This is a genomic window from Pedobacter sp. KACC 23697 (assembly GCF_045348445.1).
Classification (GTDB): domain Bacteria; phylum Bacteroidota; class Bacteroidia; order Sphingobacteriales; family Sphingobacteriaceae; genus Pedobacter.
In genome coordinates this window covers 1,978,602-2,004,910 of the sequence record NZ_CP157485.1, presented here as the reverse complement: position 1 = coordinate 2,004,910, position 26,309 = coordinate 1,978,602, and the positions used below count along the sequence as shown (strand labels likewise).

The window sequence follows — 26,309 nt, the reverse complement described above, 5'->3', positions numbered from 1 at the left end:
GAAAAAAGGTTTTTTATATCTATGCTCATCCTTTACTGTATGCATTTTGAATCACAATGCCCATTTGATTTTCAGGGTTTTGAATTGCTGAAAAACCAAATTGTTCATAGAGGCTGTGGGCATCTAAGGTAGCCAATTGGTAACGCCTCAAGCCCTGCAGGTCTGGGTGGAAAATCATAAATGATATCAGTTTTTTAGATAAGCCCAGGCCACGGTAATTTTCCTTAATATAAACATCGCAAAGCCATGCAAATGTTGCCTTATCGGTTATCCACCGCGCAAAACCCACTTGCTCCTGGTCTTTATAAATGCCAAAGCAAAGAGAATTTTCTATAGATCGTTTAACGGTAGCTAAAGGGATACCTTTAGCCCAATATGATTCTACACTTAAATAGTGATGTATTGCTTCGGGATCTAAAAGTGACTTTTGATCGGAAAATATAAAACCATTTTCGGTGATTTCCATTTTGATTAATGATTGAATTTTGAATGATTAAATGAGTGAATTCTTTCAAAATCCACTTAAAGAGTTGGCTAAGTTTTCTAAGCCTCTTTCGCAGTTAACCGATTAACCAGTTCAGATAATTAAGCCTTTCTAGTTGCGCATATTGATAAACTGCAATGGCTGATCAAAATCTTCATTTCTGCAAAGGCTGATCACGGCCTGTAAATCATCAATTTTCTTTGCAGTAACCCGCACCTGATCATCCATAATAGCGGGTTGCACTTTTAAGCCGCTGGCTTTGATTTTTGCCACCACCTTTTTCGCTGCTTCTTTATCCAAACCTTCTTTAATGCTGATTTCTTTCCTGATCATGTTGCCGGAAGCCTGATGTTCGTCGCCAAAATTTAAACTTTTTGGATCCAGGTTCTGCTTCATCATCCGGGAAATGATAGACCCTTCGATAGCTTTCAAACGCATATCGTCTTCAGTAACAATGGTTATTACATTTGTTTTTTTATCCAGATCGATCGTGCTTTTTGATCCGTTAAAGTCGAATCGGTTAAGGATTTCTTTTTTAGCATTGTTAATGGCGTTGTCTAATGTTTGCGCATCAACTTTACTTACAATATCAAAAGAAGGCATGGTTTTAGCTTTAAAGTAAAAAAATAAGTAGATTTAATAGAAATTAATCCAGTCTCACAAAAAAACGAAAATAATATGAAAACCACTAAGCCGAAGTCTCAAAAAAAGATCATAAAAATAGATGCTAAAAAGCAACTTGAGCAATCCATTACTGATAAATTCTTAGATGTAATTAAAAGTTTAGGTCATGATGTATCTGAAATTAGCACAGAGGTGGGGAAGGCCAGTAAGCGGGTAGCTAAAAAATTAACCAAAAAATTTACTGTTGTAAAGGCTGATGTGGGGCAAAAAATTGATGGTTTATTGCATGCATCCAATGAAAAAGCAAAAGAAGTAAAAAAACCTGTTGCCAAAGCGGTAAGTAAGTCTGAAAAATCTGCTGAAAAAGTAGTTAAAAAAGCTGTAGCAAAAGCAAAACCAGTAGTACAAAGTATTAAAGTTGCAGCGATAGAGACAGAAGAAAAGGCCGAGAAAGTATTGGCTAAACCAGTGGCGATAGCAAAAGAAGCTGTAAATGAAGCCGCCAAAACAACTAAAAAGGCAGCAAGCAAAGCGTCAGGAAAAGTGACTGGTACAGTGACAAAGGTTGCTGGAAAAGCTAGCCCGGCAGTTAAGAAAATGGTAAAAACACCAGCTAAAAAATAAATTTGTTAACGTTAACGTGTGGATGAATTAACATCGATTTAACAAATTAATGTGCAGTTTTGAACGTCCCTGTTTTTGCAGGGATTTTTTATTTTTTTTAAATGACCAGTAAGAAAATTCCATTTTTTAACCGTGAAATTAGTTGGCTTTACTTTAATGAACGTGTATTGCAAGAAGCGGCTGATGAAACTGTTCCGCTGATTGAACGGATTAAATTTCTATCTATATTTTCTTCTAATTTAGAAGAGTTTTATCGGGTAAGAGTAGCCACCATAACCCGGTTAACCAATCTGAATGATAAGGCGAAGGCACTTTTGGGCTTCAATCCAAAAAAAATTCTTAATGAGATTAAAAATATTGTTGTAAAACAGGAAAGAAAGTTTGACCAGCTTTTTCAGGCTACTTTAATTAATGAACTCGCTCAAAACAGGATTTTTATTTTAAACGATACCCAGCTAAATGTAAGCAGGGGGGAATTCGTTAAAAATCATTTCAGGGATAAGATTTTATCTAATCTGGTTCCCATTATGCTGGATATGGACAAACCTTTTCCAGAATTGAAAGACCGGTATCTCTACTTTTTTGTTAAACTTTCTAAAAAGGATACAAAAGTTAAAGAGAAATATGCGCTTATTGAAATTCCGCCTAATTTACCGCGGTTTCTGGTGCTGCCTGAAACAAACGATCTAAAGTTTATTATTCTTGCAGAAGACATCATTAGGTATTGCCTGGATGATATATTTTACGTTTTTACCTACGATAATTTAGAGGCTTATTCCATTCAGTTAACGCGGGATGCTGAACTGGATATTGATAAAAACATTAATGATAAATTTATTGATGATTTAAAAAACAGTTTAGAGAAGCGCAAAAAAGGGAAACCCATGCGTTTACTTTACGATTCGGCCATGCCTTTAAATATGCTGACAGTATTGGTAAACAAGCTTAAGCTGGAAGCTGAAAGTTTAATTCCCGGCAACCGCTACCATAAGTTCGGCGATTTTATTGCCTTCCCAAATGTGGGTAAAAAGGAATTGGAATATGCACCTAATATACCGCTTAAAGTTCACGATCTGCATAGAACACAAAGCATGTTCAATAAAGTCGCCAGGCGTGATTATTTGGTGAATTTGCCTTACCAATCTTACGATTATATCATTTTGTTCCTGCGCGAGGCGGCAATTGATCCTAAGGTAACAGAAATTCAGATTACTCTATATCGGTTAGCAGAAAACTCGAAAGTAATCAATGCCTTAATCAACGCCGCCAAAAATGGCAAAGCCGTTTCTGTTTTATTAGAACTTAAAGCCCGTTTTGATGAACAGGCCAACATTTACTGGACAAGTCGTTTAATGGAGGAAGGTGTTAAAGTAAATTATGGTTTAACGGATTACAAGGTACATTCTAAAATTTGCCTGGTTAAGCGGATCGAAAAAGAGAAATCTGTATACTATGCAAACCTGGCGACAGGAAATTTTAATGAGAAGACTGCAGGTTTATACTGCGATCATAGCATTTTCACGGCAAGGAAAGAAATTACCAACGATCTGGTTAAACTTTTTGATGCATTGAGCAAGCGTACCGTAACTAAAGGCTTCAAGCACCTGATTGTTTCCCCACTGGAAAGCCGCTCTAAACTGGTTAATTTTATTAATCGCGAAATCAGAAATGCCAAGCAGGGTAAACTTGCTTATATCATGTTAAAAGTAAACAGTTTAGCTGATGAAGGTATTATTTCCAAACTTTATGATGCGAGCAATGCCGGAGTTAAAATTCAACTCATTATCCGCGGGATCTGCTGTTTGGTACCCGGTGTAAAGGGTTTTAGTGAAAATATTACTGCTATTAGCATTATCGATAAGTTTTTAGAGCATGCCCGGGTTTATATCTTCGGTAACAATGGCAAAAACGATATGTATTTATCATCCGCAGACTTAATGAGCAGGAATTTCGAACATCGTGTTGAGGTTGGTTTTCCTGTGCTCGATCATGATGTGAAACAGGAAATACAGGACATTATCGACCTACAACTACAAGACAATACCAAATCGAGGCAAATTAATGCCTTGAACAATAACAAATATCATAAAAACAGATTAAGTAAAAAGATAAGGGCGCAGGTAGACATCTACAACTATTTAAAAACCAAGCATCAATCATAATGTTAAGATACGCAGCTATAGATATCGGTTCGAATGCCGTGAGGTTACTCATTGCTGATATCAGCAAACAAGACGGGAAATATAAATACAAGAAAAACACCCTTATACGTGTGCCACTCCGATTGGGAGATGATGCCTTTCTGGATCAATATATTTCGGAGAAAAAATCTGCAGACCTGGTCAAAACCATGACTGCTTTTAAAAATTTAATGGATGTTTATCATGTTTCTGAATATTTAGCCTGTGCGACCTCTGCCATGCGCGAGGCCCGTAATGGTGAAGATATTGTAAAGCTGATAAAAAAAGAAGCAGATATTACTTTAGAAATTATTGAGGGACAGCGTGAAGCCAATATTATTTACGCCAATCATATAGAAGAGGAGTTAGACGAAAATAAAACTTACCTGTATATTGATGTTGGCGGAGGGAGCACCGAATTATCTGTTTTTGTTAAAGGTACACCCGAAGCATCAAGATCTTTTAATATTGGAACGATCAGGATGCTCGACAACCAGGATAAGGAAGAAACCTGGGAAGACATGAAAGACTGGGTAAAAGAGCATACAAAGGCCTATAAACATTTAGCCGGCATCGGTACTGGCGGCAATATCAATAAATTGTTCCGCATGTCTGATGAAAAGGAAAATGCGCCATTATCCTTGCAGAAGCTAAACTCCATGTATAATAAGTTAACCAGTTATTCATTGAAAGAGCGGATTCATACCCTTGGATTAAATCCCGACCGCGCGGATGTAATTATCCCGGCCTGCGAGATTTATTTGACCTTAATGAAATGGACCGGTATAAAACAAATTTATGTCCCTAAAGTGGGTATGGCTGACGGGATTATTAAATTATTAATTGAGGAGAAGTTAGATTAGGATAATTCGTAAGTTACTACTCTAATCCTCTTAGGCCGTTATTTCGACCGCAGTGGAGAAATCTATTAAGGCAGATTCTCCACTGCGTGCGGCTTAATCCCATAACCATCAGATCGAAATAACAGATTTGCTATAAGATCCTTCGACTACGCTACCATTGACAGAATCCACTTTGCGGTCGTCATTCCCGCGTATGCGGGAATCTTAAAGCACTTGCATTACGATTCCCAATCAAGTTGGGAATGACGATCCCTCGAGAGATATACCTACTTAAAATTTATCTGTCAAGCATATTGATTTTTGCAATAAATTATCTTTCAGGATGACAAAATGATGAAGGTATTGCGGATTTGAAGCGGTAACGTTATTAGTATGTATGTCCCCAACTCCACGATCTCTATGCCTTCCTCTGTGTGCTCTGTGGTTAAAACCGTATCAACTCATCGCCAGCTTCAAAAGGCCTTTCACTTCATCATTAAGATCTTCTTTAAAGAAAATCCTTAAATGATGGTTAAACTGATCTGTTCCTGCAATTTGTGTAATCTTGGTTAAGCAAAGATTCTCTCCATGAGCACGATCAAAAGGAATAACGACATGAACAAAGTTCTTGCCCAATTGTGTGATGTAAGCAAAACTGGTTTTAGATTCGATGGCAATCATCGTTTTTGTTGCTCGAAGATTGATTTCTCCAAATTCGGCCAGCTGGTCAATAAAAAAACGGAATAATCCAAGGGTATATTCCGTTTTTCCATTTAAAAAGTCTGATAAATGTTTTTTTTCAGACATCATGATTTTTAATCTTCTAATAACTTCGTCGCAGCCTCGTCAGTAAACCAGGTTAATTTACCGTCAATCGGATCGATTAGCTGAGAAGGATACAGATCAGGATTTTTTTCTGTATCACCAATCACATGCTTCAGTGCTTCGGCTTTATTCCCGCCAAATACCAAAAAGGCTACGTTATCCGCTTTATTAATCAATGGTGCAGTAAAGCTGATGCGATAAGTATCCAGCTTTTCTACATATACAGCTGCTACGTTTACTTCTTCATCTTTAACCAAAGTAGTATGTGGAAAAATCGAAGCAGTGTGTGCATCATCACCCATACCTAAAAGGATTAAATCGAAAACGATGTCTTCACCATTAAAATGTTTGTCGATTGCTTTTTTATATTCGATAGCTGCTTTTTCTGGAGCCAAAGTAGTATCAACATAAAAAATATGATCTTCTTTAATGCCCAGCGGATCTAAAATGGTTTTCTTGGCCATCAATCCGTTATAGTTCTCATCATTGGCAGGAACATTACGCTCATCGCCAAAGAAGAAATATACTTTTTCCCAATCGATTCTGTGCTGCCCTTCAGTAGCAAGAAAATGGTAAAGTGCTTTAGGAGAACTACCGCCTGTAAGTACGAAATTAAAACGGTCGTTTTCTTCGATAGACAGTTCTGCAATCTTGATTACGTAGTCTGCCAGATCCTGGTTTAGTTCTTCTAATGTTTTATATATGAGTAGATTCATTCTGTCAATAATAAAATTCGTCATGCTGATCCGATAGCTATCGGATTTATTTCAGCATCTATCTTGATAAGACCCTGAAATAAATTACCTTCGGTGCGCTCGCTAAAGCTCGGTTCAGGCTAACAACAGGGTAAAAATTTATTCCTTATTCTTTAACGGCAGGTTAAACCAGTGGAAACCATCTCTCGCAATAAGTGCTTCAGCTTCTTCTGGACCCCAGCTATCCGCAGGATAATTAGGGAAATTGATTGATTTTTTGCTTTCCCAGGTATTTAAAATCGGCATTACGAGTTCCCAAGCTGCTTCTACCTGATCGCCGCGCATAAACAAGGTTTGATCGCCCATCATGGCATCCAATAACAAGGTTTCGTAGGCTTCTGGTGTATCACCCTCATAAGTACCTTTATAATCAAATACCATATCAACAGGGTTTAGTACCATGTCTAATCCGGGTCTTTTGGCCTGCACCTGCATGCGGATACTCATTTCTGGTTGTATACTAATCACCAACCTGTTTTGTTGCCAGTTTTCGGTTACCTCTGATGAGAAAATCTGATGTGGCACATCTCTAAACTGAATGGTAATTAATGATGAAGTTTGGTTTAAGCGCTTTCCTGTTCTTAAATAGAAAGGAATACCTTGCCATCTCCAGTTATCGATATGGAATTTAACGGCCGCAAAAGTTTCGGTATTTGAGTGAGGATCAACGCCTTTTTCCTGGCGGTATCCCGGAACTTCCTTACCTTCAACCCAGCCTTTGCTGTACTGGCCACGAACGGTATGAAAACGGATATCTTCTGCAGAAAAAGGACGCATTGCTCTTAAAACCTCAACCTTACGGTTCCTGATTTCATCGGCATCAAAATTAATGGGTGCTTCCATTCCAACCAAACAAAGTAATTGTAAGAGGTGATTCTGGATCATATCCCTCAAAGCACCGGAGCCTTCATAATATCCGCCACGATCGCCCACACCTAACTGTTCGGTTACCGAAATCTGAACGTGATCAATATAAGACCTGTTCCACAACGGCTCGAATAATGCATTGGCAAACCGGAAAGCCATCATGTTTTGTACGGTTTCTTTACCCAGGTAATGATCAATGCGGTAGATCTGCTTTTCGGTAAAAATAGTGCTCAACAATGCGTTAAGCTCTTTTGCCGATGCTAAATCATGGCCAAAAGGTTTTTCGATAACGATACGGCTATTGTCTTCATCTTGCGTAAGTTTGTATTTCTGCAGACATTCAGCAATAATCGGGAAGAAATTAGGCGCAACTGCAAGATAAAAAATGACCTGTGTGCCTGCACCAAATTCTTTTTGATATTTTTCTACAGCCGCTTTTAGGTTTTCGAAAGTTTTTGGCTGTGCAAAATCGGTAGGGCAGTAGTGTATCGTATTTCCAAAATCCTCCCATTTATCCTTTTTAACTTTTCCGCTTCGCGAAAACTCGTTCACAGCTTCTTCTAATGCAGTTTTGTAACTATCATCAGTAAATTCAGTCCTCCCTGTACCAATAATAGCAAACTGATCAGGCATGTAACCCTCCATAAATAAATTATATAGGGCAGGTGCTAATTTTCTTTTATTTAAATCACCTGTTCCACCAAATATGACAAAAATGGTAGGGTTTAATGCGGTTTTGGTTTTCATTTTATGTTTTTGTTCGTGAGTCTAATTAGTTTATGATAATTTATTCCAGTCGGCATGGAATACACCATCCTTATCAATTCGTTCGAAGGTGTGTGCGCCAAAGAAATCTCTTTGTGCCTGGATTAAGTTTGAAGGCATTCTGCCAGTGGTGATGGTATCGAAATAGGTTAGGGTAGAAGCAAAAGCGGGGATACCTAAACCAGCATTAATGCTGGCGCTAATAGTTTTACGTGTGCCCGATAAAGTGTCTTTAATGATGTTCTGAATACCCGCATCACCGAATAAATGTTCAAGAGCATTGTTTTTATCATAAGCCTGGTAGATATCTTCTAAAAATTTAGCCCTGATGATACAACCTCCACGCCAGATTTTGGCAATTTCCTGTAACTGCAGGCCGTATTGATATTCTTTTGATGCCTGAACCAGTAAATGCATCCCCTGGGCATAAGCGCTGATCATCGAGAAGTAAAATGCATCTTCCAGTTCTTCAACCGTAACCTCAATTTTAGTGTCTTTTTTACCAAATGCTTCTTCTAATGAAACCCTTAGTTTTTTAAATTTAGATAAATCACGGTTAGAAACCGCTTCGTTAATGGTTGGTATAGGTAACTGAAGTTCCATTGAAACCTCCGATGTCCATTTTCCGGTACCTTTTGAACGGGCTTCATCTTTAATCTGATCTAAAAGATCGTTTTGTGTTTCAGTATCTTTAAACAGGAAGATTTCGGCAGTAATTTCCAATAAAAATGATTGCAGCCTGCCTTCGTTCCATTTTTTGAATACTTTATAAATTTCTTCATTTGAGTAACCCAAGCCATTTTTAAGGATGCCGTATACTTCGGCAATAAGTTCCATAATGGCATACTCTATACCATTGTGTACCATTTTAACAAAGTGGCCTGAAGCACCAGGACCAATGTAGGTGACGCAGGGATCGGTACCTACTTTTGCCGCTACAGCATCAAAAACATCTTTTACAACATTGTATGCCTGCTTATCTCCGCCGGGCATCATACTCGGACCAAAACGTGCACCTTCTTCACCACCGGAAATACCCATTCCGAAGAAATGCAGGCCCTCTTTCTCTAACTCGTCAACACGGCGGTTGGTATCGGTAAAATGCGAGTTCCCGCTATCAATGATGATGTCACCTTTGCTCAAAAGTGGTTTTAATTCGGCAATAACACTATCTACAATTGGACCTGCAGGTACTAATAAAATCAGGGTACGTGGGATTTGTAAGCTCGAAATAAAGCTTTCAATATTGTTAAAGCCTTCCAAATGATGTGTTTTGCCTTCTTCTTCAAGCTTAGCAATCATTTTGATATCTTTATCGTAACCGGTTACAGAGAAGCCTTTATCAGCCATGTTTAATAAAAGGTTACGGCCCATTGTGCCTAAACCGATCATTCCCAATTTATATTTTTCAGAATCGTTATTTGCCATTTTTTGTATTTTAGAATGTACCCAAAATTAGGGTTTACAAATTAATTTTGGAGGGATTGTTGTTAAATGATTGTAATAAAAGATTAATTATTTTTTGGGCTCAACAGTGAAAATATTATACTTATCAGCCAGTTTCCAAAGTTTAGCCCCCCCTTTAATTCCATCTCTGTTGGTTACAATTTTAATATTGCTTTCTAATTTAAAGTCTATGTGTTTAGAATTGCCACCGCCAATATATAGCGTATCATAATTAAAAACTGTTTTATAAATTTCGATGATCTTTTTTAACCGTTTATTCCAACGTTCAGCACCAATTTTTTCAAAAGCCTTGTTTCCGATATAATCGTCATAATCTTCTTCTTTATTAATTGGAAAATGCGCCAGTTCTAAATGGGGGAGTAATTCACCATCAAATAATAGTGCAGTTCCAAAACCAGTCCCCACCGTAAAAACAATTTCAAAACCTTTGCCATCAACTACACCCAGGCCCTGTTGATCGGCATCGTTTACCAGACGTACGGGATGGCCAAGTACATCGGCAACACGCTGCGCGAGATCAACATCTGCCCATTTGTTTTTGGCCAGGTTGGGCGCGGTTTTAACGATACCGTTTTTAACGTAACCCGGAAAACCGATTGATACGCGATTATAGCTGTCAGGGAAAGACTTAATTAATTCAACAATACCCGAAACAATATCTTTAGGGGTAGCCTCCGGCGGGGTTTTACTTTTTAAATATTCGGTAAGCATCGTTCCACTTTCATCTAAAAGAACCGTTTTTATACTCGTACCACCAATATCGATGGATAATATATTGTTGTTTGCAGCTTTTTTCTCTGTAGCCATAATTTTGTATTTATAATTCCGAAGTTCTACAAATAAATTAAAATGGCAAACATTAAATGAATATTGATTAATTCAGACACAGTAATTTTTATACTATAAAATCTATATATTTAGTAGAATATATTTAAGTTTGTTTCGTTAACTTAAAAAGATATAAATTTTTATGACGGTAAATTACCTTGCATTTGCTATTCCAGCTTTTTTTATTTTTGTATTTATTGAATTTAAGATCGCCAAACACCAAAAGAGGGCTAAAATTTTTAAATATGAGAGTACGGTTGCAAATTTTAGTGTAGGTATTGCCGAGAGATTATTAAATTTATTCATCGCGGCCAGTTTTTATCAGGTATACCATTGGGTATATGCCAACTACGCTATTTTCGATATTTCCACCAAATGGTATGTATGGATTTTGCTATTGCTAGCTACAGATTTTGTTTGGTACTGGTACCATAGGTTAGGACATGAGATTAATTTCCTGTGGGCCGCTCATATTGTTCATCATCAAAGTGAGGAGTTCAACCTATCGGCAGCGGCCAGAATTACCACCATCCAGGCCATCTTCCGTAATGTATTTTGGTGCACATTACCACTATTGGGTTTTCATCCTAATATGATCATCACTATACTTTTAGCCCATGGCGCTTACTCATTTTTTACACATACGCAATTAGTGGGTAAACTGGGCTGGTTGGAAAATATACTGATTACACCTTCTTTACATGGCGTTCACCATGCATCGGATGAGAAATACCTGGATAAAAATTATGGAGATGTTTTTGTTTTTTGGGATAAACTCTTCGGTACCTTCCAAAAAGAAGAAGAAGCCCCAAAATATGGTTTAACGCACCCGATTAAAAGTTATAGTTTCCTTTGGCAGCATTTTCATTACTACTTGGAAATAGGAGAGGCCTACAGGCGCGCAAATGGATTTAAGGCAAAATGGAATGCTGTTTTTGGCAGCCCGGCTTTGATGGATCAAAATATAAGACCGATTTTAGAGAAACGTTATTATCAGAATAAATTGCAACATGAAGCAAAACCTAAACCCAGGTTTAAAATTTATCTGAATATCCAGCTGATTATGGTGGTAGCGATGCTTACTGGTACAACCATGTTTTACGAAACGTTAACCTTAGCACATAAAGTAGCCATTTTGATTTTTATCCTGATTACCCTGATCAATATCGGCGCCTTGTTAGAGCAGCGCAAGTGGATTTATTACCTCGAATGTTTCAGGTTGATACTGGTATTCGGTTATCTCTTTCATAGTTTTAATATCATGGAACTTTTAATATTCCCGGTTGTAGGATTGATCATTCTGGAGCGTAATTTTTCTTTGAATAGTCTGTATCAAAAACACGTTTTTAACTATCAATCCAACACAATTAATACATAGGTAACCTAAACGAAAAGATTACTTAATATTACCGTAACGTTGCCGGGCTACTTTTGCTGGCAAGATGAAGGATGTATATTTAATTAAAAGTGATGAAGACTTAATGTCTTTAGTGGCAAATCAAGACAGCCTGGCATTGGAAACACTTTTTAAAAGGTATTATCCTGCTTTATGCAGATTTACCTCTATTTACATCAAAGATTACAATAAGGCTGAGGAACTTATTGCTGATCTTTTTATGAAGCTTTGGGACAAAAAGGATGAACTTCAGATCAGATCGATCAAAAAATACTTGTTTGCTGCAGCAAAAAATTTAGCCTTTAATGAAATTCAGCGTGTAAAACTCCATATTTTAAGTATCACCGATCGTGAAGATACACTCGATTACCCGGATACTTATTTAAATCCCCAGGAACAGCTTACCAGCAGGGAATCCTATTCTGAAATTATGGGGCTGATCAACCTGTTACCTGAGAGGCAGCGGGAGGTGCTTTTAATGAGTCGCATTGACCTACTTGAAAAAAATATGATTGCTGATTTATTGGGTATTTCTGTTAGAACGGTAGAAACTTTATTATACCAGGCCTTGAAAAACTTTAGATCGCTCAAAACTGACCGGTTGGAGATCTGATTCAGCTTCCTTCTTTTGCTTGAATATATACTTAATTAATACTCATTTTCCTTGAGAAGATCATTTTATCGAAATATTACCCGCATTAGTTTTTTTGAAAGGCAGGCTCAGTTTTCCATGGCGGTTTTCAGTCCCGCTTTTGGTACGGGTTCGGATGAAAGATCGGAAGCTCTTCCCAACATCCCATAGCTAGCTTTCGGATCGGATTTATTTAATCTACAGGCGCTCAGAATGTAGCTAAATTGCAGCGGATCCCGATTTTTTCCTATGGATATGTAGCGGATGGGGGGGCTACAGGATTTATGAAACACTGACTTTTATTCCAAATTAAAAGCATCTATATTTTTTCTTCGATGAAACAATCCTTCAATATTATTAATGCATTTAGTTCTTTCATTATGCTTAACGATTTCTTAACAATAACTTGATCTTTTTCGCTACGTATCGGCATCCATTAATCTGTCTTACATCCAGAACAGCACGACTAAATGAACGAACGTTACTACAAACTAATTGAAGATTACAGCAAAAAAAACATTGGCAGTGAAGATTTAACTGATTTACTGACCTGGGTGGACAGCAGCCAGCAGAACCAGCAGATTTTCAGGGAAACCTTACAGGCTTTTGAGGTCGCAGATTACGCACTCAACAAGCCTGCAAATCAACAGAAAAGTTGGGCGTCAATCCAACAGCACATCGAAAATAGCGCTACCGATCAATCGCCTGTAATCCGAAAAATCAATTACCGCAAATATTTTACCATTGCCGCTGCAATAGTATTGATGGCGCTCTTACCGACATTGTATTTTAATACTTTCAGTACAAAGAAGGCCGAAGTTGTGGCCTATAACGAAATTTACAATCCACGAGGACAGAAAAGACTGGTAACCATGCCCGATGGCTCTAATATTTATCTGAACGGCGATAGCAAAATTCGTTATGCAACAAATTTCAATACCGGTAAACGCATTGTTTATTTAGAGGGCGAAGCTTTTTTTGATGTGCAGCACCGTGCCAAACAACCATTTGTGGTTTATACGGGCAAAGTAAGCACCACTGTACTGGGTACTTCGTTTAATATAAATGCCTATTCATCATTAAAAGATATTACCGTTACGGTACAGACCGGAAAAGTTGGGGTAATATGCTCAAAAAACGGTAAAAACGGCCCGGTACAGTTCTTACTGCCAAATGAACAGCTCACCATCGATAAAAACGGAGGCAGGCTTAACAAAATGCAGATAAATGCCGCCGATTTTAACGGTTGGAGGGAGTATAAGCTTTTTTTCTATGACAAACCTTTAAGTGAAATTGCCGAGATCATTTCACGCGAATATGATCTTGATATGGAAATTAAAACCGAAGCTTTAAAAGGGATAAAGCTTACCGCAAAATTTGACAAATGTTCGGTAAAGCAAATTATGGATGTAATTGCTAGGTTATCAGATTCAAAATATACAATCTATGAAAATAAAGTAATCATTTATGAACGATAAATTATAAAGATAGATATGATATAAAATTACTAAACCGAAAAATGGCTCGAAATGCTGGACACATTTCAAGCCCTGAAAACTGTATACTCATTTGACAAAGTAAAACTTAGTAAAGTTATGAAAATTAATACCCGATGGATTAAAAATTTCCATCAGTATCCCTCAAAAGTTATGGTGATCTTAACCATAATGATGTTGAATCTGCTCTCTTTCTCATATACCCATGCACAAAGCGATAAAAAATTTTTATTCGAAGCGGATGGCATGACATTAAAAAAAGCTTTTGAAACTTTAGAAAAGTTAAGTGGAAATAGCATAGCGTATAATAACACCCAGTTTAATGACCAGAAAAGGGTATATATTCCCAAAGGCCTACGCACTGTAAGCGAAATACTTACTTTGCTTTTGAAAGACATGCCTTTTACCTATAAAGTAGGCGGCATCAATAATATTTTAATTGTTGCCAAAATTAGCAATAATGGAACGATTACCGGAAAAGTTGTTGATGAAAGTAACCAGCCAGTGCCCGCTGCAACAATAAGAATTATTGAATTAAATCGCGTTACACAAACCAATAATGATGGCAATTTTACGATTAATGTTTCACCTGGAACATATACTGTTGAGACTAATTTTATTAGTTATCAAAAGAAAATCGTTCAAAATGTAAAAGTTTTAAGCAATAATCAAACGAAAGTAGGGACAATTAAACTTGTAACATCAGACAATTCGTTAAATGATGTTGTTGTAACCGCTTTGGGTATTAAAAGATCGGAAAGAGCGCTTGGATATGCCATTACCACTTTAGATAGTTCTGCATTTACAAATGCAGTAGCCACCAACTGGACGGATGCATTATCTGGTAAAGTAGCAGGTTTAAACTTGGTTCGTAACAGCGGTCTTGCCGGATCTAATAAAATCATCCTTCGTGGAGAAAATAATTTAACCGGTGATAATGAAGCTTTAATTGTTATTGATGGTGTTGTGGCCAGCAGTAGTGCAAAACGTACAGCAGGAACAGGTGGTGGCGTGTATGGAACATCAGGAGATATTTTGCCGACAGATTTCGGAAGTGCGCTTAACGACTTAAATTCTGATGATATAGAAAATGTTACGGTATTAAAAGGTCCGGCAGCATCTGCGCTTTACGGGCAAAGGGGTGCAAATGGTGCTATTGTGATTACCACTAAATCTGCAGGTAGCAAAAAAAGAAATTTTAATATCACATTTACTTCTAATACCGCTTTTGAGCAAATTAACCGTGGACCCGATATACAGCAAGAATATGGTGCTGGGGTAAGTGGCGCAAGTTATTACAGCTTTGGTACAAATGCAGATGGTGCAGATACCCATGCAACCAGTTCTACTTACGGGCCAAGGTTTGATGGAACAAGCATGTTTTTCCAATACGACCCAACTACCCAGAAAGGAGGTACAACACGTACACCATGGGTGGCTTACCCAAGTGTGCTAGATGCATTTTTCAAGACAGGCGTTGAAACGACAAACGCTGTAAGTTTAGATGGAAATGCCGGAAAGGTAGGATTACGCTTTACTGCAAGTCACGGTAATAATGATTGGATAGTTCCTAATACAAGTTTAGAACGTACTTCGCTCTCATTGTCGGGAAATAGTAACATAACCAAAAAACTAAACATTGTTTTTAAGGCCAGCTATAATAACAGGCACAGTGATAACTTACCTGCAACAGGTTATGGTAATCAGTCATTAATGTACTGGTTTATGTTTGCCCATCCAAATATGAACTTGGATTGGTTTAAAAACTATTGGGTGGCCGGACAGGAGCAACGCAAATTTTTAGACTTAACCTCGAGTTTTCCAGAAGGACCCTATGCGATTTCTGAACAGTATCTGAATGGACAGCGAAGAAATGGTATTCTGGGAAATGTTCAGGCCACATACAAGTTTACCAGTAATTTAAGCTTACTGGTTCGTTCGTCTATCGATTTTAATCATGATATCCGGGAAACCAAGCGTCCATGGGATGCTGCAGGTTCAAAATTTGCTCAGGGATCTTACCGTATCCAGGACATAAATTCCTATGAAATAAATGCCGATTTTCTATTAAGGTATAATAAAGATTTATCAAAAGATTTAAAACTTTCTGCAACGGTAGGAGGCAGCCAGTTAAGAAACCGCTACAACAAATCGGAGCTTCGTGCTGATGGATTAATTATTCCGGCTTATTATAGCTTAGAAAACAATCAAAACCCGCTGATTTCGGTTCCTGATACTGCCCGATTTAATATTAATAGTTTGTATGGTACCATGTCGCTTTCGCTAAAAAATTACCTGTATTTAGATTTAACCGGAAGACAGGACTGGAACAGTACCCTGGCATCTCCACTTCGTACTGATAATGTTGGATTTTTCTATCCATCTGCAAGTTTGTCATTTATTGCTTCAGATTTTTGGAAAATGCCTGCGCAAATCAGTTATTTCAAACTACGTGGATCGATTGCGCAAGTGGGTAGCGGTGGAACGACACCTTATCGAACGGCCTATAATTATACTTTAGCCGCAAATGGAATTTATCCGGGCGGAGCAATGACAAACCCGGGCATACTGCCTAACAATAACTTAAAGCCGCTATCTACCACTACGATTGAGGTAGGAGCCGAATTAAGATTATTTAAAAGCAGGTTAAATTTCGACTTTGCTGCATACACCGGAAGTACGAAAAACCAGATATTAAGCCGGTCTATAGATCGGGCAACAGGCTACTCGATTGCGATATTCAATGCCGGCCGTGTAGATAACAAAGGTTTGGAAATGTCAGTAAATGCAACGCCATTACAAGGCAGGTCATTCAAATGGACAATTAACGGAACATTTTCTGCAAATAGAAATACCATTAAAGAGCTTGCAGATAGCGCTGTTATATTGAGGACTGGTCCTATTGGCGGTACGCAGATTGTCGCTAACGTTGGAGGCAGTTTGGGCGATATATATGGTTTTGGATTAAAACGCTCACCTGATGGCCAGATTATATTTGACAACACCGGTAAAGCTATTCCAGATCAAACACAGTTAAAATACCTGGGCAACACCATGCCTAAGTTTAGATTTAGTTTTGGTACAGGTTTTACTTATAAAGGATTTAGTACCAATGTGTTATTTGATGCGCAGTTGGGTGCTGTTGCCCATTCGCTAACCTTTGCAAGAATGGCAGGGCTTGGTAAATTAAAATTAACCCTTCCGGGAAGGTATGGCGGTTTAATCGGAGATGGTGTAATGTTAAATCCTGATGGACTTACCTATAGTCCTAATAAGACCATTGCAACTGATATCGGTGCTTTTTATGAAGCCATGTATGGATCGCTCAATGCTGAAGGAAGTACGTTCAGAACAGATTATCTAAAGTTCAGGGAAGCCAATATCAATTATACTTTCCCGAAAAGGCTGGTATCCAGTTTAGGCCTGAGCAGGATAACGATAGGTGTATACGGGCGTAACCTGTATACCTGGTCGCCATGGCCAGCATTCGACCCTGAATTTGGTACACTCTCAGGCAGCGACATTGTACAAGGCTTTGAGGTTGGACAATTGCCATCAACCAGAACTTTTGGTGCACGTTTAGTAGTGGGTATAAACTAATAAGAAAATGAAAAAGATTAAAAATATTACAGTCTATGCTTTTTTGCTGGTGATGGGAACTTCATTTTTTTCCTGCAAGAAAGATTTCGACAAAATCAATACAGATCCAATTGGTGTGCCAAAGGTAACGGCTGATAAATTACTGGCTCCCACGTTAACCAATGTGTTGAGTGCAAACTTAATCCGGAACAGGAGTATCAATAATGAATTAATGCAGGTTTCAGTTTCAACCGTAGATGAAGTGCTGGAAGGTAGAATTTACCGCTATGACATCAGAAGAACACTATCTGACGCAATGTGGAATTCATGGTATTCGGAACTAACCAACATAAAGGATATTAATACCATTGCAAGTGATCCCGCCTCAATTAATACCTCCTATCAGGGGATCTCAAGAATTGCAGAAGCCTGGACCATGCAACTATTGACCGATACATATGGTGATGTACCTTATACACAAGCCAACCAGGGTAAGTCTGGCCTGCTTGAGCCCGCTTTTGATAAACAAAAAGATATTTATATGTCGCTGCTTAGTAAACTGGAAGAAGCAAATACATTGCTTATGGCAAATCAGGCCATTGTGCCGAACAGTGATCCGGTTTATAATGGTGATATTTCTAAATGGAGAAGATTTGGAAATTCATTGTATTTAAGGCTTTTACTGCGTATTTCTGGTAAAGCAGAAGCAAGCGCACAGGCAATAGCAAAAATCAAGGAAATTGTAGATACTAACCCTACCAAGTATCCTATTATGATTGATAATACCCATACTGCTAAAATTCTTTGGAATGGTACAAACAGCAGCACGGCGCTATACTCTTCACCTTTTATGGTTAGTGTTCGGCCAGCAGATTTCAGAACACCTGCCATAGTTGATTTTTTTATCAACAACTTAACTTCATGGGGTGATCCAAGAATCAATCCGGCATACGGAAAGAACAACGTCAACAGATGGGGTATAGCCGCAGGAGTTGCCGGATATGTTGGTATTCCAAGTGCTTATCCCATAGGTAATGGAGCACCTTTAAAGCAGGCTTATTTTTATTCTGACGCACAATCGGGAAATCCGCTGTCTTTACAAACCGATCCTTACACCGGTGTGATTATGAGTGTGGCCGAAGTTGATTTTATTTTAGCCGAAGCTGCTGCCAGAGGCTGGATCAACGGAACAGGCGATACTTACTATTACAAAGGTATTGCTGATGGAATAAATTACTGGATTCCAGCTTTGTATGCTTCTGGAGACGGTGCGGCTGTCAGAGATTATGCTTTAAAAGGCGATTTTAACTGGAACAATGCATTGCCCCTGGATAACAAAACAGCCGGTTCAAACAGTAAGCTTGAACTGATCCATTTACAAAAATATTATGCCTTGTTTTTGGTAGATTTTCAGCAATGGTTTGAATACAGAAGAACGGGCCACCCTTTACTTCCTAAAGGATCTAGTTTGTTAAATGGCGGAAAAATGCCTGTTCGTTTATATTATCCAATTCTTGCACAATCCACCAACCCAACTAATTACAAAAATGTTTTGACAGCACAGGGACCTGATGATGTGAATACACTAATGTGGTGGCAAAAACCTTAAACAGATTCATCATGAAAAATAAGTTCAAATATTTTAGTACACTAATCTTAATTATTGCGATATATACAGGTTGCAAGCGAGAAAGTGACTTTCCCTATAAATTTTCGGAGAGTGGTTTTATTTCTAATTTTGACCTGAGAAGATACTATAAAGGATCAGAACTATCGCTCAATCCAGATGCTATTGGAGGTGCTGTAGCTATTAGGGGCGTCGTCGTTTCCGATTTTAGATCAGGTAATTCAGCGCCTGGATTAATTGCACTGCAAAACAGCCGTATTAATGGTACAGCAGATTCGCTAAGGGGAATTTCATTCAACCTTGGCGCTGCAGCAGCAAATTTTGTTCCTGGAGATTCCTTACATATTAAACTTGAAGGCGGATTGCTGAAGCGGGTGGATGGGATCTTACAAATTACCGGTTTGTCAGTTTCTGCTATCACCAAGGTTGCTTCCAACAGAATTATTAAGTTGCAGGCTGCAAATACAAGCGCTATTTTAGCCAATCCTGATCGCTATGAAAGTACACTGGTAGCCATTAATAATGCGGTATATGATCCGGAACCCGCCAGCGATGTGGTATATTCAGGAGATAAAAAACTAAATGATGGTTTTGGAGTTGCCACAATACGAACAAGTTCGAGTGCCAGCTTTGCCAATACAGCAATTCAGCCATCCGGTAATTTTACAGGTATTGTATATGTTACAGGTAACGGAGATTCAAAAAAAATTGAATACAGGATGAGAACGATACAAGATTTTTTTTACGTTCCGATGCCTAAGCTTTCTCCTGCAATTATATCAGGCTTTCTCGCCGATCCGAATGGAACGGATGGAAATTATGAATATATTCAGTTTTTAGCAACCAAAGATATTGATTTCTCAGTTACGCCATTCTCAGTTTACACGAATAATAATGCCGGCGCAACTACTTTTCCTATACTGGGATGGAACACCGGTGGAGTTAGAACTTACAAGTTTAACCTTACTTCCGGATCTGTAAAAAAAGGAGAGTTTTTCTATGTAGGTGGTGCAGGGCAGCGTATCAACGGATCTGCTTCTACTGTTATACCAGCATCAAAATGGATTTCAAGTGTAGATTATACCGTGCTGCCAGGTGCAGATGGTGTAGGTGCAATTACAGGTAACCTGTTAGCCAACAGCGGAAACGTTGCAGGGATTGCTATATTTGAAGGAACGAATGTTACTCCAAATACCATTCCGCTAGATGTAATTTTTTATGGCGGAGCAAACGGTAGTTTCTATACAGCCGGACCTCCTGAAGCTGGATTAAGAATTACGATCACAGACAAATTTGCCACTTACGCCGGAAAAGTTCCGCAGGAATATTATGGAAAAGGAACCAATGATATTTCCAAGCGTTTTGCAGGTTTTCCGACTGCTGTAAGTTTCGCAAAGTTAGGTGGTATTTATAAAGCAACCAAAGGTGGATGGGAAGCAGTCAGAACGATGACAAGTGTAGTACTGACCAATACTTCGGTACTGAGTGCAATTGAAACAGGAGGTATTACAACCTTAATTGATAAGTAAAAAAGAACAAAAAGGCCAGTAAAACTGGTCTTTTTAATATTATAAAACTTAAAAAGAGTGATTAAAAATCATGAACAGAAGATCATTTATACAAAAATCCACTTTATTAACTACCACTCTATTTGTTAGTTTAAAATCCTTTCCATCATCGTTATTCTCGGTTGACGGATTGGTGAGTGGTACTGTAACCAGCAAAGGCAAAGCCGTGGCTGGCGTTGTCATATCAGACGGTTACAGCGTAGTGCAGACCGGTAAAGGTGGAAATTATGAAATAAAGCTACACGAAATGGCCCGATTTGTTTGGATCAGTACACCATCGGGTTATGAATTTAAAACCGAAAGCAGTATTGCCCGTCACTATTATCATCCAGATACCGCAGGTAAATTAAACTTCGACCTTAAACCCTTAAAACAGAACGACAATAAACATAACTTTATCATTTGGGCAGACCCACAGGTGAAGAATAAAAAAGATGTTCAACAGATGATGGAAACTTCGGTGCCAGATACCCGTGAGGTAGTAAAAGGAATGGGAAAAATACCTGTTCATGGCATTGGTGTTGGTGATCTGGTCTGGGATAACTTAGCGCTTTTTTCAGCTTATGACGAAGCTGTTGCACAAATCGGGATTCCTTTTTTCCAGTGCCTCGGCAACCACGATATGGATTACCGCATGGGCGGGGATGATACCTCCGATCGTACTTTTCAGGCGCATTATGGGCCAACTTATTATTCTTTTAATAGGGGAAAGGCCCATTATGTGGTTTTAGATGACGTACGTTATCTGGGTGTAGAGCGGACTTATGACGGATACATTACGCCAACACAGTTAGCATGGCTGGCTAAAGATTTACAGCTGGTACCAAAAGATGCCCTGCTAATCATTTGCCTGCATATTCCTGTACATAATTCCGTAAAAAACAATGATGATTTCTACGCTGTTTTGAAAGATTTCAAAAACGTGCATATTATGTCTGGCCATACCCATTTTAATAAAAACGTGATTAAAAATGGCATTTATGAGCATAACCATGGTACAGTATGTGGTGGTTGGTGGACAGGCCCCATTTGCGGCGACGGAACCCCGCGCGGTTATGGCGTTTACGAGGTAAATGGAACAGATTTAAAGTGGTATTATAAATCAACTGGCGAAGACCGGAAAAAACAGTTGAGCATTTATGTAGATACCCTAACCAAGCAGAAAAGATTGATCGCCAATGTTTGGAATTATGATCCGGAATGGAAAGTTGAATATTTTTTGGACGGAAAAGCGATGGGTACTTTGGCTATCCAGGATGGATTTGATCCTTTAGCGGTAAAATTGTACAAAGGCGATAAATTACCAAACCCCAGACCATTTGTTGAACCTGAATCTACAGATCATTTATTTTTAGCACACTTTGAACCATCGGTTAAAAGGGTGAAAGTAATTGTTACTGATCGTTTCGGAGAAAAATTTGAAGCAGAAGTTGATGCTTAAGGATGCTAATATGCAGAAAGATGCTAGCTGACGTTTAATCACCTTTAAAATTAAAATCTTTTAGGTCATCAATGGCGTCAGATGGCAACATCTGACGCCATTAAAAATGCTGATAATTAATATAGATTTAATTGACTGCGTTAGTTGGCTATACCTGATACCAGTATAATTGTACTATCAATTATCGTGCTGTTGGATGTTGCCGTCAGACAGTTGACAAAATGGATAACATGACATTTATAAAACCCTTATTTTGATATGAAACTTAAAAAAACAGCAGTAATTATTCTTTTGGCTTCATTAGCGATAAAATCGAAAGGTCAGGAAATTAAATTCCCTGCATTTAGCGCCGAAGCACACCGTGGCGGACGCGGTTTAATGCCTGAGAATAGCATTGAAGCCATGTTAAATGCCATGAAAATCAATGGCATTACCACTTTGGAAATGGATACACATATTTCAAAAGATGGTAAAGTGGTCGTAACACATGATGATTACCTGAGCCCAGCTTTTATGCTTACACCTGACGGAAAAGATATTCCACCAGCAGATGCCAGGAAATATTGCATTTTCGAAATGAATTATGCCAAAATCAAACAATTTAATTTAGGAACAAAATATTATGATCTTTTTCCCCGGCAAGTAAAAGCAAAAACGCATTTACCTTTACTTGCTGATTTGATTGATGCTGTACAGCACGATATTAAAAAAAATAAACACAAGCAGTTTTTCTATAACATCGAAACTAAATGCAGCGAAAGTGGTGATGGGATTACCAATCCTAAACCTGAAGAATTTGTTAAACTTTTAATGGAAGTAATTATCAAGAAAAATGTTGCTGATTTTGTGGTCATCCAATCTTTTGATAAACGCACCATTCAGATTATCCATCAGAAATACCCGGACATAAAAACTTCTTTTTTAGTGGCCAATAAAAAAACATATGAAGAGAATATTGCCGATTTGGGTTTTAAGCCATTTATTTTGAGTCCGGTATGGCAAATGGTTAATGAAGAACTGGTTAAAAAGGCACATGCCGATGGTGTGAAAATTATTCCCTGGACAGCTAATACCTTAGCCGATATTCAAAAACTGAAAGCTTTAAATGTAGATGGGATTATTTCCGATTATCCTGATATTTTAGTGCAGGCGAAATAGTAGTTACAGCTTATCAAAATAATTTATGAAATCACTTTTAAATAGATTACTAATCACTAATATTTTATTTATTTTCATCTTCACAGCAGCTTCTGCCCAGGTGGTTAAATGGGACAGTACCTATCGCCCGGGTAAATACGCTGAACTGGTGGCTAAATTTAAAGCGGATCCAAAATCAAAAAAAGATTTTATCTTTTTAGGTAACAGCATAACCGCAGGAACAAACTGGGCTAAACTTTTAGATCTTCCACAGGCAAAAAACAGGGGAATTTCTGGCGACATTACCTTTGGTGTTTTGGAGCGTTTGCAAGATGTGATTGATGGTAAGCCAGCAAAGATTTTTATTTTAATCGGTATAAACGATATTTCCAGAAATATTCCGGATAGTGTGATCTTAAGGAATTATAAAACCATGATTACCAGAATCAGAAAAGGATCGAAGAAAACAAAAATTTATTTCAATACACTTTTGCCAGTTAATACTGCTTTCGAAAAGTTTAAAAAACATTATGGTAAAGACGAGCATATTCTTTGGCTTAATGATGAAATCAGAAAATTTGAAGCTAAAAATGTAAGGGTGGTCGATCTGTATCCAAATTTTACTGATCAGGACAAACATTTAAAGGCAGAACTTACTAAAGATGGCTTACATCTTCTTCCTGCCGGATACCAGGTTTGGGCTGATTTTCTTAAAAGGTCTGGCTATTTAACTGAAAAATAATATGATTCGAAAAGAAGTCAAGTTTTTAAAAAACTTGACTTCTTAGGATTTATGGCTCTGTATTTAACCATTAATAGTTGCAGAAACCTTACATTGCTGAACCTGGTTGATGCGGTAGCGTTCAATGTTAAACAGATATATGCTGACCGGCTGCCAATACTTTTTCTTTATCAATATTTTTTAAGTCAGGAACACCTCCTAGCTTTTTTATTTTGGTATACTGAAGAATGTATCTTTCGGTCTCTATATTCTCCTCACCGTTGAAAATGATGCCTTTAATTGGGATTTCGTATTGTTTAAGCAGATTGATAGATAATAAGGTATGGTTAATACTGCCCAGATAATTTTGCGAAACTAATATCACTTCTACTTCCAGTTTTTTGATCAGGTCGATAATCAGCTGATCTTCATTTAAGGGTACCATTAAACCGCCAGCTCCCTCAATAATTAAGTTATTATTGGTTAAAGGAATTTTGATTTTATCAAGATTAATGTCAACACCATCTAACCTGGCTGATAAATGCGGCGACAGGGGTTGCGTTAATCTGTAGCTTTCGGGATGAATAACGGTTTGTGCGTTGCCAATTAAATTACCTATAGTTATACTATCGCTGGTTTCTAAATCTCCTGATTGGATCGGTTTCCAATAATCGGCCTTTAACTTTTCGGTTAAAATAGCGCTAACCAATGTTTTTCCGATACCTGTTCCTATGCCTGTAATAAAATATTTATTCATTTAATTTAATTCTTTAAGGTGATTAACCAATGAAACGATTTCTTCATCGGTATTAAAAGTATGAAGACAGATCCTGAGCCGCTCTTTGCCCAGCGCTACTGTTGGGCTTAATATTGCCCGTACATCAAAACCTTTACTTTGCAATCTGGCAGCTGCCTGTTTGGTTGCTTCGTTTGATGAAAACAAAATACCCTGGATGGTACTTTCACTATCCAGTGCCGTGATGTTACTTTCTTTTAATGCTTTCCTGAATAATGCAATTTTTTGATGAATCAACTGATGATCAATTTTAGATAGGTATTGGTATGCAGCACTGACTGCAACAATGTTATGCATTGGGGCGGCTGTGGTGTAAATAAATGATCTGGCAAAATTGATAAGGTAATGGCGCAGGTTTTTACTTCCTAAAATAATAGCTCCGTGTATGCCCAGGGCTTTTCCAAAAGTAATAATGCGTGCAAATACCCGGTCAGTTAAGTTAAGCTGATTGATTAATCCCCGCCCGTTTTTACCAAAAATGCCTGTAGCATGGGCTTCATCCACAATTAAATTGGCTGAATAGCGCCCGCAAAGATCCGATATCGTTAATAATGGCGCCAGGTCTCCATCCATTGAATAAACACTTTCTACCACCACAAATATATTCCCTTTGGCGAGTTTAAGTTTATCTTCCAGATCGTTTATATCATTGTGATGAAATTTAAAACGCGTAGCGTGGCTTAATCTACAGCCATCTATAATACTCGCATGAATCAACTCATCAGTAATAATGGTGTCACCCCGTTGTGGCACACTGGATAAGAGCCCAACATTGGCATCATAACCGGAATTAAATATCAATCCGCTTTCAGCCAGATGAAAATCGGCAATAAACCGTTCAGTTTCTTCTGTAAAATGTGTATTTCCGCTTAATAGCCTCGAACCACCAGCGCCATTCAGATAATTGGGCATTGACGCAAGGGTAGCTTCGATCAACTTCTTTAATTCACCAGATCTGGCAAAACCTAAATAATCATTAGAACAAAAATCAACAGGAGGGGTGTTTGTTGTTAAATTCCTGATCGAAAGCTTATCTTTTCGTTCCTGAAGTCTGTCGCTGATAAACTCTTCAATTTTACGCATCGCTCAAAAGTAAAAAAAGCGTTCCGAATAATCGAAACGCTTTCAAAAATATAATTAATTACTGTTTTGCTATTTATCCTTGCGAAGGCGGATTAGAAACTACCGGTTCCTTATCTTTTTTGCCTCTGTTGCCCATGCCTTTTCTCATCTTTTCACCGCGCTCTCTGGCTTCGGCACGAAAAGCATCCATTTTAGTTTTTTGATCTGCGGTTAAAACGGCATCTATTTTAGCTTTTTGCTCATCCATTGCGGCTTTACGTTCTTTCATCTTGCCTTTCATGTCGCCTTTATCAGCAGATCTCCAGGCTTCCATTTTCTTTGCATTTTCTAACTCAATGGCGTAAATTTTGCTTTTTTGATCAGTAGTTAAGCTAAGTTGTTTCTCCAATCTGGCAGTTACCTTTTCTGCCCTTTGCTCAGCAGTCATTTTAGGCATTGCCCTTCTTGCATGTTTTGTGGTGTCTTGAGCAAATGCAGCGGTTAGGCCCATTACTGCAATTGCTACTGTTAAAATTGCCTTTTTCATGTGATGTGTTTTTATGTGTTTGTTAAATCAATAGATAGATAAAAACA

22 protein-coding genes are annotated in these 26,309 nt (G+C 38.1%); 12 read left to right on the top strand and 10 right to left on the bottom strand.

Translation table 11 applies throughout. The annotated features are described in order from the left end of the window. Positions 1 to 25: 25 nt before the first annotated feature. Both ABEG20_RS07765 and ABEG20_RS07760 read right to left on the bottom strand, forming a co-directional pair. Positions 26 to 466, bottom strand: coding sequence for a GNAT family N-acetyltransferase (locus ABEG20_RS07765; protein ID WP_406826806.1), 441 nt, complete (start codon positions 464 to 466; stop codon positions 26 to 28). A 129-nt stretch (positions 467 to 595) separates the two neighbouring features. Next, a complete protein-coding gene (locus tag ABEG20_RS07760) occupies positions 596 to 1,087 on the bottom strand; it encodes a YajQ family cyclic di-GMP-binding protein (protein ID WP_090979043.1) in 492 nt (163 codons plus the stop codon). A 75-nt stretch (positions 1,088 to 1,162) separates the two neighbouring features. Between ABEG20_RS07760 and ABEG20_RS07755 the strand changes: the two genes are divergently transcribed. The 3 genes from ABEG20_RS07755 to ABEG20_RS07745 all read left to right on the top strand — a co-directional run bounded on the left by ABEG20_RS07755 (position 1,163) and on the right by ABEG20_RS07745 (position 4,775). After that, positions 1,163 to 1,732: a hypothetical protein gene (locus tag ABEG20_RS07755; protein ID WP_406826805.1), complete on the top strand. Its 570-nt coding sequence runs from the start codon at positions 1,163 to 1,165 to the stop codon at positions 1,730 to 1,732. A gap of 101 nt (positions 1,733 to 1,833) precedes the next feature. Then, positions 1,834 to 3,894 (top strand): polyphosphate kinase 1, encoded by a 2,061-nt coding sequence (ppk1, locus tag ABEG20_RS07750; RefSeq protein ID WP_406826804.1) that lies wholly within the window; start codon positions 1,834 to 1,836, stop codon positions 3,892 to 3,894. Then, positions 3,894 to 4,775 carry an exopolyphosphatase gene (locus ABEG20_RS07745; protein ID WP_406826803.1) on the top strand — a complete coding sequence of 294 codons (882 nt, stop codon included), beginning with the start codon at positions 3,894 to 3,896 and terminating at the stop codon, positions 4,773 to 4,775. The genes ppk1 and ABEG20_RS07745 overlap by 1 nt, the downstream gene beginning before the upstream one ends. A 435-nt stretch (positions 4,776 to 5,210) precedes the next feature. On the opposite strand, the gene ABEG20_RS07740 is transcribed toward ABEG20_RS07745, so the two are convergent. The 5 genes from ABEG20_RS07740 to ABEG20_RS07720 all read right to left on the bottom strand — a co-directional run bounded on the left by ABEG20_RS07740 (position 5,211) and on the right by ABEG20_RS07720 (position 10,240). Beyond that, positions 5,211 to 5,564 carry a DUF5655 domain-containing protein gene (locus tag ABEG20_RS07740; RefSeq protein ID WP_406826802.1) on the bottom strand — a complete coding sequence of 118 codons (354 nt, stop codon included), beginning with the start codon at positions 5,562 to 5,564 and terminating at the stop codon, positions 5,211 to 5,213. Between the two features lie 5 nt (positions 5,565 to 5,569). Continuing rightward, positions 5,570 to 6,295, bottom strand: a complete 726-nt coding sequence (gene pgl, locus ABEG20_RS07735) for a 6-phosphogluconolactonase (protein ID WP_406826801.1) — start codon at positions 6,293 to 6,295, stop codon at positions 5,570 to 5,572. A gap of 138 nt (positions 6,296 to 6,433) precedes the next feature. Then, positions 6,434 to 7,948, bottom strand: a complete 1,515-nt coding sequence (gene zwf, locus ABEG20_RS07730; protein WP_406826800.1) for a glucose-6-phosphate dehydrogenase — start codon at positions 7,946 to 7,948, stop codon at positions 6,434 to 6,436. A 30-nt stretch (positions 7,949 to 7,978) separates the two neighbouring features. After that, positions 7,979 to 9,394 (bottom strand): NADP-dependent phosphogluconate dehydrogenase, encoded by a 1,416-nt coding sequence (gene gndA / locus ABEG20_RS07725; protein WP_406826799.1) that lies wholly within the window; start codon positions 9,392 to 9,394, stop codon positions 7,979 to 7,981. 87 nt (positions 9,395 to 9,481) lie between these two features. Beyond that, positions 9,482 to 10,240, bottom strand: a complete 759-nt coding sequence (locus tag ABEG20_RS07720) for an ROK family protein (protein WP_406826798.1) — start codon at positions 10,238 to 10,240, stop codon at positions 9,482 to 9,484. A gap of 163 nt (positions 10,241 to 10,403) precedes the next feature. On the opposite strand from ABEG20_RS07720, the gene ABEG20_RS07715 reads away from it, so the two are divergent. From ABEG20_RS07715 to ABEG20_RS07675, 9 genes are all read left to right on the top strand, one after another. Next, positions 10,404 to 11,639 (top strand): sterol desaturase family protein, encoded by a 1,236-nt coding sequence (locus ABEG20_RS07715; protein WP_406826797.1) that lies wholly within the window; start codon positions 10,404 to 10,406, stop codon positions 11,637 to 11,639. 103 nt (positions 11,640 to 11,742) lie between these two features. Continuing rightward, a complete protein-coding gene (locus ABEG20_RS07710) occupies positions 11,743 to 12,270 on the top strand; it encodes a sigma-70 family RNA polymerase sigma factor (RefSeq protein WP_406826796.1) in 528 nt (175 codons plus the stop codon). A gap of 488 nt (positions 12,271 to 12,758) precedes the next feature. Then, positions 12,759 to 13,766, top strand: a complete 1,008-nt coding sequence (locus ABEG20_RS07705) for a FecR family protein (protein ID WP_406826795.1) — start codon at positions 12,759 to 12,761, stop codon at positions 13,764 to 13,766. Between the two features lie 117 nt (positions 13,767 to 13,883). Next, the gene (locus ABEG20_RS07700; protein ID WP_406826794.1) at positions 13,884 to 17,384 is read left to right on the top strand and encodes a SusC/RagA family TonB-linked outer membrane protein; all 3,501 of its coding nucleotides are present in this window, start codon (positions 13,884 to 13,886) and stop codon (positions 17,382 to 17,384) included. A 7-nt stretch (positions 17,385 to 17,391) separates the two neighbouring features. Then, positions 17,392 to 18,972 (top strand): SusD/RagB family nutrient-binding outer membrane lipoprotein, encoded by a 1,581-nt coding sequence (locus tag ABEG20_RS07695; protein WP_406826793.1) that lies wholly within the window; start codon positions 17,392 to 17,394, stop codon positions 18,970 to 18,972. 11 nt (positions 18,973 to 18,983) lie between these two features. Then, positions 18,984 to 20,519 carry a DUF5689 domain-containing protein gene (locus ABEG20_RS07690; RefSeq protein ID WP_406826792.1) on the top strand — a complete coding sequence of 512 codons (1,536 nt, stop codon included), beginning with the start codon at positions 18,984 to 18,986 and terminating at the stop codon, positions 20,517 to 20,519. A gap of 70 nt (positions 20,520 to 20,589) precedes the next feature. Next, positions 20,590 to 21,999 carry a calcineurin-like phosphoesterase C-terminal domain-containing protein gene (locus ABEG20_RS07685; protein WP_406826791.1) on the top strand — a complete coding sequence of 470 codons (1,410 nt, stop codon included), beginning with the start codon at positions 20,590 to 20,592 and terminating at the stop codon, positions 21,997 to 21,999. A 258-nt stretch (positions 22,000 to 22,257) separates the two neighbouring features. Continuing rightward, positions 22,258 to 23,157, top strand: coding sequence for a glycerophosphodiester phosphodiesterase family protein (locus ABEG20_RS07680; RefSeq protein WP_406826790.1), 900 nt, complete (start codon positions 22,258 to 22,260; stop codon positions 23,155 to 23,157). Between the two features lie 25 nt (positions 23,158 to 23,182). Continuing rightward, positions 23,183 to 23,878 carry a GDSL-type esterase/lipase family protein gene (locus tag ABEG20_RS07675; protein ID WP_406826789.1) on the top strand — a complete coding sequence of 232 codons (696 nt, stop codon included), beginning with the start codon at positions 23,183 to 23,185 and terminating at the stop codon, positions 23,876 to 23,878. 127 nt (positions 23,879 to 24,005) lie between these two features. On the opposite strand, the gene bioD is transcribed toward ABEG20_RS07675, so the two are convergent. From bioD to ABEG20_RS07660, 3 genes are all read right to left on the bottom strand, one after another. Then, complete coding sequence (gene bioD, locus ABEG20_RS07670) at positions 24,006 to 24,614, bottom strand: dethiobiotin synthase (RefSeq protein WP_406826788.1); 609 nt, start codon at positions 24,612 to 24,614, stop codon at positions 24,006 to 24,008. Then, positions 24,615 to 25,736, bottom strand: coding sequence for an aminotransferase class I/II-fold pyridoxal phosphate-dependent enzyme (locus tag ABEG20_RS07665; RefSeq protein ID WP_406826787.1), 1,122 nt, complete (start codon positions 25,734 to 25,736; stop codon positions 24,615 to 24,617). It lies immediately after the preceding gene. Between the two features lie 73 nt (positions 25,737 to 25,809). Beyond that, entirely contained in the window at positions 25,810 to 26,262 is a 453-nt protein-coding gene (locus ABEG20_RS07660) for a hypothetical protein (RefSeq protein WP_406826786.1), read from the bottom strand. Between the last annotated feature and the right edge of the window lie 47 nt (positions 26,263 to 26,309).